A 13,054-nucleotide genomic window follows, 5' to 3' on the forward strand; every position below is an offset into this window, starting at 1 on the left:
ACGCTTTGGAATAATTCGATCTCTACCTGTTAGAGATAATCTATTTACAACGCGTTCCCGTGATTTCTTATAAATAAAAAGCAATGCGTGAATGAACGCTCTGTTGGGTTTATATCAATCAATGATATTGATATCGATAGCGCTATAAGAGCCGTCTGGCAACATTATCAGTGTCATATCCGCTTGTTGACTATTATTTAACACGCGTTGAACATTAAGACCGTCTGAATTTTCAAAGAAGTTTTCTGCATCCTGATAGCTTAACCCACCTTTCATCTTTCGCTCAATCAGACGCTGCTTCAGGCTCTCTATTGGGCTACCAATAAAAATACTGTAATCGCACAGGGTAATCAGTTCCTGCCAGCCGGGCTCTTTGAGTAATAACCAACTGCCTTCAATGACCAGAATAGGGGATATAACTTCAATGGCGTTATGTACCGGATCGTGGAGATTCCGGTCGTAAGCTGGCCAACGGGCATCAGATTGCTGCAATGTCGCTATATAATCTTTCAGCAAACCCAGATCGAAGGTTTCTGGTGCACCCTTACGGGCCCGAAGATTATGCTCATCCAGATAGCTGTTATAGCGATGAAAACCGTCCATTGGCAGACCTTGCAGGTCTTTTAGTGACATATCCTGACGGGATAGGATTTGCCAAAAGCTGGTTAGGGTTGACTTACCAACGCCGGGTGGCGCAGCAAGAAAAACGATCAGACGTTGTTTTTTGCGTCGTTGGAATTCAGTCAGCATCCGCAGCAAAGGCAGATGAAGATCCCGTATATCCTTATCAGGAAATGTGGCGATATAGCTAAGGCCATTAACATCCAATTCCACATTCATCAGTATATTCCTTTAATACTGTTGTGACGGAGAGCATTCTAGCGTCACGGGTTTGGTTGTTGAGTGATGGATAAAACTTAAATAGAGTAATATCAGGTTTGCGCGGCTAGTGATGATGGCACGAACCTATTCAAAAAAACCGGCAATATTTATTATCCACCGGTTTTATGCAACATCGCTTAGTCGCCTGAGATTACTCTTGATTGTTTTGTTGCTGATTTTCTAATTCTTGTCGCTGTACGGCCATTTTTTCACGCAGACGCTTTTGCCAGAAAATAACGACAGCCACGGCGACAACGATGCAAATAATCTGCGGTAAGCTGATCCCACCCATAATACGATTCCTTATTGTTGAATTTATGCCGCTGCCAGCCTTAACTGACAGCGACATGAGCGGATTATCTCCGATAGTTCTTTTGTGCCGAATTCACTTTATTCAGATAATTCCGTGATTCAGCCGATGGATGCTTGGTGGTCAGTGTTTCATATACATCACCCGGCGACATACGGTTAATCACATCCGGCGCTTTATTTCGATCGCTGGAGAAGACGCGCAATACGCTACCAGCACCGCCATTGTAGGCGGTAATAACCGCATAACGGCGCGATGTTGGGTTAGTAATTCCACCCAGATAGCTGTTTTGCAGAATCGACAGATAAGCCGTACCGGTATCAATATTACTTTCTGGATCGAACAGGAAATTACGGCTTGGTTGCCCTGATTTACCCTGCATTTTGAATACGTCACGACCCGCCGTGTGCTGCATGACTTGCATCAGACCCAGCGCGTCAGAACGGCTGACAGCATAAGGGTTAAAGCTGGACTCGGTCTGCATAATGGCCAGAATCAGTGACTCTTCAACATTATATTTATGGGCGGCTTTACGCACCAAAGGCAGGTATTTATGCGCCCGCTTATCCAGATGGTTTGCTACCAGTGGGATGTCCACTGACCAAATTACCCGCAGCCCGGATGAACGCTTCTTCAGTCTCGTCTGGATGATGTAGTCAGCAAAATGCGCGGCGCGCCATTGCCAGCGAATGGTATTGCCATCCTGATCCAATACTTGACCATACAGGAAAGGTTCTTTACTAATCTGAATATCGTTAGCATCGGAATAGAGGTCGGTAGTTTGTGGATCTTCGCCCATCAATAACGTTGTAATAATGGCCTGACGCAGGCTATCCTCAGGGTTCTCTGCTGCCAGAGTTTCCACAGTGATAACACCGGCATCGAAGTTGATATGGCTACGAGTACGGTACTGATCGGTATATTTCACATAGTCTTTAGGACCCGCGATCAGGACCTCATGCATACCCCAAATGTTTTCGACGTTATGGGCAAACTGACCCATCAGAATATCAAACGCATTGGTATCTTTAATATATTGATCGTCGTCTTTAGGGTTTTTCTTACTGCCGCCTCCACACGAGACTAGCAAAGGCGCAACTAACAGCAACGCACAGATTTTTTTTAAATTAATGATCATTTTTTAATGGCGCATTATTCAAAACAAAGATTATTGGCTTGGTGGTGTATAACCATCGATGTGGACATCTTTACCTTCAAACAGGAAATTTACCATTTCTTGTTCCAGTAGTTTGCGATGTTCTGGGTCCATCATATTCAATTTTTTTTCATTGATTAGCATGGTTTGTTTACTCATCCATAGCGCCCATGCTTCTTTAGAAATCTCGTTAAAAATTCGTTTGCCTAATTCACCAGGATAAAGCTGGAAGTCTTGCCCTTCGGCTTCTTTTTGCAGGTAAGTACAGAAAATGGTTCTGCTCATGCTAATCCTCGTGTTCATTTTTAAGCTGATTAAGTAATCGTTCAACTGGCGTTGCCAGCCCGACGGATGGCGGTTGGGTCAGGTTGTACCACATCCCCAAACTCGCTTCCTGACAGCACTGACCGGGCACCATATTAAGCAACATCGGCGTAATATCCAGATGGAAATGGCTGAAGGTATGGCGGAAAGCCGTCTGTTGTTTTAAATCATCGGCAGACATTCCCCGCTGTTCCAACCAGTGGTTCAGTGAGGCCCGGTCGCTAAACTGAGGGAAACAGTAAAGTCCTCCCCAGAGCCCGACATCGGGTCGTTGTTCCAGCCAGACTTTATCATTGTTCTTAAGTAACAGGAACCATGCGTTTTTTTCCGGTATTTTTTGTTTTGGTTTTTTCCCCGGATAGTCGGCCCAGCTCTGATTGGCATAGGCGATACAGCCTGAATTGAGAGGGCACAGTTCGCATTTAGGGCGGGAGCGGGTACAAACCAACGCACCGAGGTCCATCATGGCCTGATTGAATTGAGCGACGCCCTCTGCCGGGGTGACCTCACTGCTGAGATCCCAAAGGCGTTTTTCCACCTCTTTCTTACCCGGCCAGCCCTCTACGGCATAGCAACGAGCGATTACCCGTTTTACATTGCCATCAAGAATCGGATAGTGCTGGTTAAGGGAGAGAGAGAGGATGGCGCCAGCGGTAGAGCGGCCAATACCGGGAAGATTGAGCACGGTGTCAAAATCTGTCGGAAAAATCCCTTGATGCTGTTGGGCAATGTCTTTTGCTGCTTTATGCAGATTGCGTGCTCTGGCGTAATAGCCGAGTCCGGTCCAGAGGTGTAACACCTCGTCCGTTGGCGCTGCCGCCAGTGAGTTAATATCGGGAAACTGGGCAATAAATCGCTGAAAATAAGGGATTACGGTAGTGACCTGCGTTTGTTGCAGCATGACTTCCGAAAGCCAGACATGATACGGCGTTTTTTCGATTTGCCAAGGGAGGGTCTTACGGCCAAATTTTTGGTACCAGTTCAAAACAGCCTGTGCAAATGGTTTTGCTTGCATCATATAAATGTGACATTTCACGAAGAATAAAACAGATAGCGTGATTCCAGCACAGACACCAACCAGAGTAAACCTTAACCTGAGATATTCGTGCAGAATAACCAAGGTGGTTTGTCGCGGATTGTTTAAGGATTAAGGCAATATAGGGTATGATGCCCGCCTGAAATTTTTATCTTCATCATTAACAGCGACCGGTATAAACAGAATTTTTTATGATTAACGATGTTATTTCCCCTGAATTTAATGAAGACGGTCGTGTGATGCGCCGCATTCGTAGCTTTGTTCGCCGTCAGGGGCGGCTAACAAAAGGTCAGCAATATGCGCTGGATAACTACTGGCCTGTCATGGGCGTAGAGTTTCAACCAGAACCGCTAAACCTGTCGGAACTGTTTGGTCGAGAAGCGCCGATTACGCTGGAAATTGGCTTTGGTATGGGCATGTCGCTGGTTAAGATGGCGCAAGATAACCCACAGCAGGATTTTCTGGGGATCGAAGTGCATAGTCCGGGAGTCGGCGCCTGTCTCTCTTCTGCTCATGAAGCTGGAGTCGGTAACCTGCGGGTGATGTGCCATGATGCAGTTGAAGTGCTGGACAAGATGATCCCTGAGGCTTCTCTGGATATGGTGCAACTGTTCTTCCCTGACCCGTGGCATAAAGCGCGCCATCATAAGCGCCGAATTCTTCAGACGCCGTTTGCTATGGCGATATTGAAAAAATTAAAAGTGGGTGGTGTTTTTCATATGGCCACCGACTGGGAAAATTATGCAGAGCATATGTTAGAAGTGATGAACGCGGTTCCGGCATATCGTAATCTGTCGGTTGATGGTACTTATGTGCCGCGTCCTGACTCTCGTCCGTTAACCAAATTTGAGTTACGCGGCCATCGGTTAGGACATGGCGTATGGGATTTGATGTTTGAGAGGAGTGAATAATGGCACATCAACGTAGTCGTCGTTTACGTAAAAAAATGCGTATCGATGAGTTTCAGGAAATCGGATTTTTAATCAATTGGGCATTTCCTGAAGGAACAGCGATTGAGAAGATCGACGCAACAATTGATAACTTTATCAACGAAGTGTTTGAAGCCCACGACCTCTCCTTTGAGGGCGGCGGCTATCTGAAGTGGGATGGTCTGGTATGCCAGCAAAAGATCGGTAAATGCACCGAAGAGCATCGCGGCATCGTGACTAACTGGCTGGAAGATAAAGGCATGTTGGATGTAAAAGCCAGCGAGCTGATGGATATTAACTATTACGAAGAGTAATGGTTAAGTCAGGGGGAATTATTTCCCCCTGATATTTTTCAGTTTTGGGTAGCATTGACTATTCGGGGTATTGAATGGTTTTGACTAATCCTGCTATTTCTTCCGTTAATTCCCCCGATGTGATGAACACCTGACGGACTCTGATGTCTATAGTCGGGTTGAACCAACAAAAGTACGATTTCGCATTAACCATTGAGGAATAATTATGTTACGAAAAACCGGCGCGGCCCTATTGCTGTTGATGGCCTGGCAGGCGCAAGCGGCTTATGAATGTAATGTAAAACCGCAGGATGATATTTTTATTAACCAAGATACGGTTAAAGTTGCTGGTGCCAGCGGTGAGTTGGTCATTGGCAAAAATGGTGATGTGACCCGTAATGGTAAAGTATTAACCCTTTCTGATGCAGCCCGCGCCCAGGCGGTGAGCTATCAAACCAATTTGCGTACCGATTTGCCTTATGTTAACGACGGAGTTCGTTCACGCCTGAAAACTGCTCAGGGTGTACTGGATAACGTGATTGTTAAGCAACTGGGTACCGAGAGTAATGTGCGTAAACGTTTAGTCACTTTGAGTTCACAACTGACTAAAGAGATGGAAAAAGTTCTGGAGCCCCGTGCGGAAGGTTTAGCTTTCCACCATCAGGCCGTTTCACAAGTTGAAGCAAATGGTCAGGTGATTATGCAAAATACGATGGGTGCAGTGCTACAGGATAGCATTAATGAACTGGGTATCCAGCAAGTGGCTAAAGCCGGTAAATCAGGTAATCCTCTACAGGCAGTATTAGGTAGCTTGGGTGGTTTACAGCAGCAAATTAGAGACGAGTGGAAGAAACAAGAGAAAGACTTCGAACAGTTCGGGAAAGAAGCATGTGGTAGGGTTACGGTGCTTGAACAGCAGCGGGCCGATTTGCTGAAGGCTCTACCGCAGTAATTATCTTGTCAGTATAAATGTAGTTCAGCGTAAGTTTCGTCTGCTAAACCTTCAGTGTTTTGTTTGACTTAGGTGCAGGCAACTGAGCAGAGGGAATTAGGGCGAATTCCCTCTGCACTCCCGCGCCTTCGCACACGAATTCAGGCCGCTTTATGAATACATCATTTCATGATGTATTCACCCTTTCGGGCCAGCGCAAGCGCCGTTCAACGCGGTTTACCGCGTTGTGGCGACGACCCTCTGTCTTCATTCGGACTTACGCGCAGAGCCGCTCCCGACGTTGCTGCGCCTCGGCAGGCATTCATGCCAGCCGTGCTACCTTTATTCAGTTGTCGGCTGAATTCCAGTGCTCTATCAGGTCAAAAGAGAATAACAAGACAAGAGACCTAGGGACTAAGGGCGAACTACAAAAATAATTCGAGTAAAGAGTTCAGGAATAATTTTCCCTTCTCGGTAACCTGCCAGTACTCACTGGTTTCCGTCAGATACCCCAGCTTCAACGCACTATCAATATTTTGCCGAATAGCGCTTTCATCCAGCCCTGTAAGACGACTGAAGTCTTTTCGCGGTGCGGCTTCCAGCAGTCGGAAGCGATTCATAAAAAACTCAAAGGGCCGTTCATCGGTTTCAACGTTGTACTGTTTATCTAGATATTTACCGTTCATATAACCACGAGGATGGCGGGTTTTTACCGTACGTATAATTCGGCCATCGCTAAAGCTCAATTTACCGTGGGCTCCGCAGCCAATGCCTAGATAGTCACCAAAGCGCCAGTAGTTCAGATTGTGTTGACACTGATAGCCGGGTTTGGCATAGGCTGAGGTTTCATATTGTTGATAACCGGCAGCGCTAAGTAATTCATGACCACGCTGGTAGATATCCCACAGGGCGTCATCGTCCGGTAACACGGGAGGGCGTGAACCAAACAGCGTATTGGGTTCAATGGTTAGCTGATACCAAGATAAATGGGGAGGGTCTAACTCAATGGCCTGCCGCAGGTCATCCAGTGCTTCCTCCAGCGATTGATCGGGCAAACCGTGCATTAAATCCAGATTAAAGCTGCGTAAACCAAGGCTTTGTGCGAAGTGTGCCGCACGCTTTGCCTCTTCCGGCCCGTGTATCCGCCCCAGACGCTCTAGTTTATGTTGGCTAAAGCTCTGAACGCCGATAGAGATACGGTTAACCCCTGCCTGTTGATAAGCTCTAAAGCGATCGGCTTCCACCGTACCCGGATTGGCCTCCATCGTAATTTCAGCGTTATCTTCCAGCGTTAGCCGACTACGAACTCCGTCCAATAATCTCTGCATGGCCTCAGCGCCCAGCAGGCTTGGGGTTCCACCGCCAATAAAGACGGTACTGATGGACCTGCCGCTGGTGAGTGGCAAATCGTTATCCAGATCGGTTAGTAAATGTTCCACGTAATCCCTATCCGGAATATCCCCCTTTAAGGCATGTGAATTGAAGTCACAGTAGGGGCACTTCTGTACACACCAGGGGATATGAATATAGAGACTCAGCGGTGGGGGATTAATCATGACGCAGCGCATCCAACAGCATGGTCAAGGCCTGACCACGGTGAGAAATCTTACTTTTGTGTTCTCGGGTTAATTCAGCGGCGGTATAGCCCAGTTCCGGAATATAGAAAATAGGATCGTAGCCAAATCCCCCTTCACCTGAAGGACTGAACAGCACTTCACCCGGCCAACTGGCGTGGAAAACTAATGGAATAGGGTCGTTGGCATGGCGCATATAAACCAGCACACAGTGGAACTGCGCCTGGCGCTGCTCTTGTGGAACATCTTTCAATGTTTCCAGCAGTTTGTTCAGATTGTCCCGATCGCTGGCATCAGCACCGGCATAGCGGGCGGAATAGATACCGGGTGCCCCACCCAGAACATCAACGGCAATACCGGAGTCATCAGCGATAGCCGGTAGGCCAGTAACCAGAGCGGCATGGCGTGCCTTGATGATGGCATTTTCAATAAAGGTTAACCCGGTTTCTTCAGCCGAATCGACGCCGAGGTCGGTTTGAGCAATTACTTCAAAGCCAAAATCAGCCAGAAGGTTCGCCAGCTCATGCACTTTACCGGGGTTACCGGTTGCAAGTACCAGTTTCTGCATTGTGAAATCCACCTGTTACTTAGAGTTTTAATCAGGGCAGGGTATACCTGCAATAGAATAGAGTGTCATTTTTTAATGCGACATAGCATAACTCAAACTGCCGTAGGTGAATGAGCGAAAATGGTAAGGGGGAGTGTTTTCTTAACGATTAAATGAACCTGTCTTGATTTTTTATTCAATATTATCAATTGGTTTTTCATCAATTGATAATGAGAAACATAATTTATTGAATTAAAATCAATTGTTACATGTGTGTTATAATAAATGACAGAGACTATTAATCAACACTCTGAATATGAGAATGAAACGAAAAAAACGATTGCCTAAATTACTGAAATGGTTGTTCGCGATTATTATCGTCGCGCTGATAATTTTAGCTATCTGGTGGGGTTGGGTACGTAGTCACTCAAATGAATTATGGAAGATTGTTAGTGAGCAATGTATTCCTCATCAGCAATTAAGTATATCAACCGCATCTCCCTGTATTGATGTGGTTCTGACCCCAGAGACTAAACGAGGGTATGCCATATTTAAAGATCGTAAGGGGCCTTTGCATTTCCTGCTAATCCCTACGGCAAAAATTGATGGTATTGAGAGCAAGGAATTACAGCAACCGGATTCTACGGATTACCTGTATCAGGCATGGATGGCTCGTTATTATTTGGCTCAACAGGTTGGTAAACCTATCTCTCGAGAGATGGTTTCATTAGCGGTTAATTCTGCCTATGGGCGGAGTCAGGAGCAATTGCATATTCATATTGCTTGTATTAAACCGGAAATTCAGGCGCAGTTGGGAAGCCAGATGGATACATTCAGTGAGAAATGGTCATCGGTTCCTTACGGCATCAATAATCATCACTATATTGCCCGAACATTAACGGAATCTCAGTTGCGTGAAGTCAGTCCGTTTCAACGAGTAGCGATGGAAGTTTCGGATGCCGCAGATAATATGGAAAAATATGGTTTAGCGCTGGTGGCTTATACCGGCCATAACAACATGCCAATGTATTTATTATTGGCAAATCGGTTGGATATTTTCGGTATGAATGTAGGGCATACGAGCGATATACAAGACTATCAGTGTGATTTGCTAAAGACTGAAAATTTGTTTTAGTTATGGCGCGTGAGAAAGAAGAGAAGTAAAGAAGAAAAGTAAAGAAGAGACGTGTTGAAGGACGCCTGAGGGATCAGGCATCCGGTAACAGCGATTGCACTTCAGCAGGAATTTGCTGTGGATTATCGATTTTTACCTGCTTATGACGCCCCAGTTCCCCTTTTTCAATCGTCACCATACCTTTGGCAACGCGAAATTGTTTAGCCAGAAACTTGACCAAATGTGCATTGGCCTGCCCATCAACCGGTGGGGCAGTAATTGCCACTTTTAACTCTTCGCCATGCAGTCCAACAATTTGATCGCGACTGGCCTTCGGCTGAATATACAGCCGAAGGATAATGGCATCGGATTGCTGTTCTACGGCGCTCATTACAGAATCAGAGCCAGAACATCTGCTTTCAGGTAATCCAGCGCATAAAGGATCAGGATCAACACCATCGGCGACAGATCGATACCCCCCATTGAAGGCAGCAGACGGCGAATCGGTGACAGTAGTGGTTCTGTTAATTGAATCAGTAATTGATCCACCGGGTTACGGCCCTGACTAATCCAGCTCATCAGCGAGCGGATAATGATAACCCAGAACACTAGCTTACCGGCAGCCGTGAGTAGCTCTAACAAAGAGAGCGGTAGGTAAACAGGGAAGAATAATAGAACTTGATTAATCAGCCATAATCCAACGACATACTTCAGTAAGATAAGGATGTAAGCAACCAGCAGTGAAGCAGTATCAATGGGGCCAATGGATGGAATAACACGACGTAATGGCCCAATTATCGGCTGGGTGATTTTCACCACAAACTGAGAGAATGGATTATAAAAGTCGGCTCTTGCCCATTGCATCCATACCCGCAGCAATAGCACTGATACATAAAGATCGAGCACGGTTACAATAAGAAAAGATAAAAATTGCATGGTTAACCCTTGGTTATTGTCTGCTCTGGTTTAGCCAGACTGAGATCCGAAAAACAGCATTATGCTACAACGATACCCATCTATTTGGGGGCTAGCATATAGTAAATCAAGAAAAAATGGCAATGACCTCGAGACTTCATTGCCGGAGCCTTATTTTAAAGTGATTTTTCCATCTCATTGGCCCGTTTAATGGCGGCCTGCATGGCTGATGCTACAGTTTCACTTAAACCTTGTTCATGAAAGACGCGCAGTGCTTCGGCCGTAGTGCCACCTTTTGAGGTGACCTGCTGGCGCAGTGTACCGATGTCTAACTGTGGATTATTAACCACCATTTGCGCTGCGCCTAAAGCCGCTTGTTGAACCAGTAAACGAGCCGTTTCTGGTTTGAATCCAAGACGTTCGGACTCATTTTGCATTGCTTCCATAAACAGGAAAAAATAGGCCGGAGCACTGCCTGCGGCAGCAATGATGTTATTTATCCCACTTTCCTCATTTACCCAGCAGATTTCGCCGACTGATTGCATAAGGCATGCGGTAAATTCTCTATCCTGTGCGCTAACTTGTGGTGGCGCGTACAGACCGCTCATTCCCAAACCAATCAGTGATGGGGTATTGGGCATAATGCGGATAAGGTCAACGGGCCCCAACAGTTGGGAAAAGCGGCCAACGCTAATACCTGCGGCGATGGATAAAATCAATTTTCCGCTGAGGTTCACCTGCTGATATAGCGGTGCACAGACGTCAGCCATCATTTGAGGCTTAACCGCCAGCACAACGACATCGGCCTGACGGGCGCTTTCGAGGTTATCATTACTGCAGCGAATGCCGTATTGGGCATGCAGCGGGCTATCCTGCGTCATTGATGGAGATGTCGCGGTAATTAGCTGGGCAGGGTAACCGCCGTTGACTAATCCAGCAATAATCGCTTTAGCCATATTACCGGCACCAATAAACGCAATTTTACGATGTTGCATAACAGGTCTCACTTTGTCAGTTTAAAGCGCAGGTAATCGGAATCATGCCCTGATTACCGAGCAGATTACAGGGTATAGTCACGCGTGCCAAAAATAGCGGTACCAATACGCACCATGGTACTGCCGGCGCGAATGGCATTATCCATATCGTCGGTCATTCCCATTGAGAGCGTATCGATTTGTGGGTAGGCCGTTTTAAGCTGATTAAAAGCCTGTGTCATTGTTTGAAATACCGCAAGTTGACGGGCAGGATCGTTTTCAGGTGCAGGAATGGTCATCAATCCACGCAGCTTTAGATTGGGTAGATGGTGGATTTGCGCTGCCAACTCGGGTAATTCCACCAGCTTAATACCCGACTTACTTTGTTCGTCACTGATATTAATCTGAATAAGAACATTCAGCGGCGGCATCGTTGCTGGCCGCTGTTCGCTTAAACGTCGGGCAATCTTTTCTCTGTCTAGGGTGTGCATCCAATGAAAGTGCTCCGCAACCAATCGGCTTTTATTTGACTGGAGTGGCCCAATGAAATGCCATTCTAACCATTCTCCATCAGGGGTGGTGTCAAAATATTTAATCTTATCGACCCCTTCCTGTACATAGTTCTCACCGAACAGGCATTGACCAGTTTCAATAGCTTTCTGAATCGCCTCTACAGGTTTTGTTTTACTGACTGCAAGTAACCGAATTTCTTTTGGAGAACGGCCGCATTGTTGTGCTGTTTCGGCGATACGACGCCTGATCGCATCTATATTTTGTTGGATAGTTGTCATATGTCTTATTCAGGGAGCCTGCTATGAATGTATGCCAATTAATAACCGATAGTGTAAAGCAAAATGCTTCCGATCTGCATCTTTCTGCCGGTCATTTACCCGTATTGCGCGTGAACGGGGATTTACGCTACGTTGGTGAAAGTTTACTGCAGCCAGAATGGTTGTCAGAACAACTGTTAGCCTGCTTAACTAGCGAACAGCGTACGCTGTTCCAACAGTTAGGACAGTTAGATTTTGCTTTGACTATTGAGGGGGTGCGTCTTCGAGTGAACCTTTTTCAACAGTGTGAGGGCGTATCCGCCGCTTTTCGATTTATTCAAAACGTTATACCGCCACCAGAATCGTTAGGTATTCCTGATTCGCTGATCGCAATGAGCCGCTGTCTTGATGGTTTAGTCATTGTTGCCGGAGCGACAGGAAGTGGAAAATCAACGACTCTAGCGGCCTTGATAGGCATGATTAACCAGCAGTCAGCTCATCACATTATTACCCTAGAAGATCCCATCGAGTTTATACATCACAGCAACCGTTGTCTTATTCAGCAACGAGAGATTGGCAGGCATGTTGATAGTTTTTCTCAAGGGCTGCGCGCAGCACTGCGACAGGATCCGGATATTATTTTGTTAGGTGAGTTGAGGGATGCAGAAACTATCCATATGGCGTTAACCGCAGCGGAGACTGGGCATCTGGTATTTGCTACGTTGCATACTCGTTCTGCTGTGCAATCTATTGAGCGGATTATTGATGTGTTTCCGGCTGAAGAGAAACGCTTTGTCAGTACCCAACTGGCAAATAGTTTACAAACGGTAGTCTGCCAACAGCTTTTACCCTGTACCAAAGGTGGGCGTATTGCTGCCTACGAAGTGCTGGTGAATACACCTGCGGTGAGCAATATGATTCGGGAAGGTAAACACCATCAGTTATTAACGCAACTACAAACTGGAGCGGTTAACGGTATGCAAACGATGGAACAGAGCAAAACCCATTTATTATCAGAGGGATTAATTGTCGGGTCATAAATATAAAGGCTTTGCTAATCACTTTATATTGGTGGTTACGTTCAATCATCTCATCGTCGGGCTTGGCCCGACGTACACCTAAGCCAAGTAAATGCTGGCACTTGGGGGAGTTAGTCCGTCGTTTTTACGTCCATAATATTCATTGAAATTGAAACTGACGATTTTGTTAGGATTCTGAAAATTTTGCCTAAACCCCTTTTCTATTTTACCCAAGTATGGTGAACTTCCCTTTGCTTAACGACTTGTATTGTAAATAAAA

16 protein-coding genes are annotated in these 13,054 nt (G+C 46.1%); 5 read left to right on the plus strand and 11 right to left on the minus strand.

Features of this window, described 5'->3' with window-relative positions:
- Positions 1-114: 114 nt before the first annotated feature.
- The 5 genes from HYN51_RS02380 to mutY form a co-directional block, all read right to left on the minus strand.
- The gene (locus HYN51_RS02380) at positions 115-840 is read right to left on the minus strand and encodes a nucleoside/nucleotide kinase family protein (RefSeq protein WP_108901376.1); all 726 of its coding nucleotides are present in this window, start codon (positions 838-840) and stop codon (positions 115-117) included.
- Between the two features lie 193 nt (positions 841-1,033).
- On the minus strand, positions 1,034-1,174 hold the full coding sequence (locus tag HYN51_RS16260; RefSeq protein WP_157952962.1) for a hypothetical protein: 141 nt from the start codon (positions 1,172-1,174) through the stop codon (positions 1,034-1,036).
- 64 nt (positions 1,175-1,238) lie between these two features.
- Entirely contained in the window at positions 1,239-2,330 is a 1,092-nt protein-coding gene (gene mltC, locus HYN51_RS02385) for a membrane-bound lytic murein transglycosylase MltC (protein WP_108901377.1), read from the minus strand.
- A 30-nt stretch (positions 2,331-2,360) separates the two neighbouring features.
- A complete protein-coding gene (locus HYN51_RS02390; protein ID WP_108901378.1) occupies positions 2,361-2,633 on the minus strand; it encodes an oxidative damage protection protein in 273 nt (90 codons plus the stop codon).
- 1 nt (position 2,634) lies between these two features.
- Positions 2,635-3,690, minus strand: coding sequence for an A/G-specific adenine glycosylase (gene mutY, locus HYN51_RS02395; protein WP_192878437.1), 1,056 nt, complete (start codon positions 3,688-3,690; stop codon positions 2,635-2,637).
- 209 nt (positions 3,691-3,899) lie between these two features.
- Between mutY and trmB the strand changes: the two genes are divergently transcribed.
- The 3 genes from trmB (at position 3,900) to HYN51_RS02410 (ending at position 5,882) form a co-directional block, all read left to right on the plus strand.
- Complete coding sequence (gene trmB, locus HYN51_RS02400; protein WP_108901379.1) at positions 3,900-4,619, plus strand: tRNA (guanosine(46)-N7)-methyltransferase TrmB; 720 nt, start codon at positions 3,900-3,902, stop codon at positions 4,617-4,619.
- Positions 4,619-4,951 carry a YggL family protein gene (locus HYN51_RS02405; protein WP_108901380.1) on the plus strand — a complete coding sequence of 111 codons (333 nt, stop codon included), beginning with the start codon at positions 4,619-4,621 and terminating at the stop codon, positions 4,949-4,951. Before trmB ends, HYN51_RS02405 begins: the two co-directional genes overlap by 1 nt.
- 205 nt (positions 4,952-5,156) lie before the next feature.
- On the plus strand, positions 5,157-5,882 hold the full coding sequence (locus HYN51_RS02410) for a DUF2884 family protein (protein WP_108901381.1): 726 nt from the start codon (positions 5,157-5,159) through the stop codon (positions 5,880-5,882).
- Positions 5,883-6,286: 404 nt separating this feature from the next.
- On the opposite strand, the gene hemW is transcribed toward HYN51_RS02410, so the two are convergent.
- Together hemW and rdgB are read right to left on the minus strand one after the other, a co-directional pair.
- Positions 6,287-7,417 (minus strand): radical SAM family heme chaperone HemW, encoded by a 1,131-nt coding sequence (gene hemW / locus HYN51_RS02415; protein ID WP_108901382.1) that lies wholly within the window; start codon positions 7,415-7,417, stop codon positions 6,287-6,289.
- On the minus strand, positions 7,410-8,003 hold the full coding sequence (gene rdgB / locus HYN51_RS02420) for an RdgB/HAM1 family non-canonical purine NTP pyrophosphatase (protein ID WP_108901383.1): 594 nt from the start codon (positions 8,001-8,003) through the stop codon (positions 7,410-7,412). Before rdgB ends, hemW begins: the two co-directional genes overlap by 8 nt.
- A 301-nt stretch (positions 8,004-8,304) precedes the next feature.
- Between rdgB and HYN51_RS02425 the strand changes: the two genes are divergently transcribed.
- Positions 8,305-9,117 carry a CDP-diacylglycerol diphosphatase gene (locus tag HYN51_RS02425; RefSeq protein WP_157952963.1) on the plus strand — a complete coding sequence of 271 codons (813 nt, stop codon included), beginning with the start codon at positions 8,305-8,307 and terminating at the stop codon, positions 9,115-9,117.
- Positions 9,118-9,190: 73 nt separating this feature from the next.
- Here the strand turns inward: HYN51_RS02425 and yggU are convergent, their stop codons facing one another.
- The 4 genes from yggU to HYN51_RS02445 form a co-directional block, all read right to left on the minus strand.
- Positions 9,191-9,487 carry a DUF167 family protein YggU gene (gene yggU, locus HYN51_RS02430; protein WP_108901385.1) on the minus strand — a complete coding sequence of 99 codons (297 nt, stop codon included), beginning with the start codon at positions 9,485-9,487 and terminating at the stop codon, positions 9,191-9,193.
- Complete coding sequence (locus HYN51_RS02435) at positions 9,487-10,032, minus strand: YggT family protein (protein ID WP_108901386.1); 546 nt, start codon at positions 10,030-10,032, stop codon at positions 9,487-9,489. Before HYN51_RS02435 ends, yggU begins: the two co-directional genes overlap by 1 nt.
- A gap of 155 nt (positions 10,033-10,187) precedes the next feature.
- A complete protein-coding gene (gene proC / locus HYN51_RS02440; protein ID WP_108901387.1) occupies positions 10,188-11,006 on the minus strand; it encodes a pyrroline-5-carboxylate reductase in 819 nt (272 codons plus the stop codon).
- A gap of 65 nt (positions 11,007-11,071) precedes the next feature.
- A complete protein-coding gene (locus tag HYN51_RS02445; protein WP_108901388.1) occupies positions 11,072-11,776 on the minus strand; it encodes a YggS family pyridoxal phosphate-dependent enzyme in 705 nt (234 codons plus the stop codon).
- Between the two features lie 23 nt (positions 11,777-11,799).
- On the opposite strand from HYN51_RS02445, the gene HYN51_RS02450 reads away from it, so the two are divergent.
- A complete protein-coding gene (locus HYN51_RS02450) occupies positions 11,800-12,795 on the plus strand; it encodes a type IV pilus twitching motility protein PilT (protein WP_108901389.1) in 996 nt (331 codons plus the stop codon).
- Positions 12,796-13,054: the final 259 nt, after the last annotated feature.

It is taken from the genome of Limnobaculum parvum (genome assembly GCF_003096015.2).
Lineage (GTDB): Bacteria > Pseudomonadota > Gammaproteobacteria > Enterobacterales > Enterobacteriaceae > Limnobaculum > Limnobaculum parvum.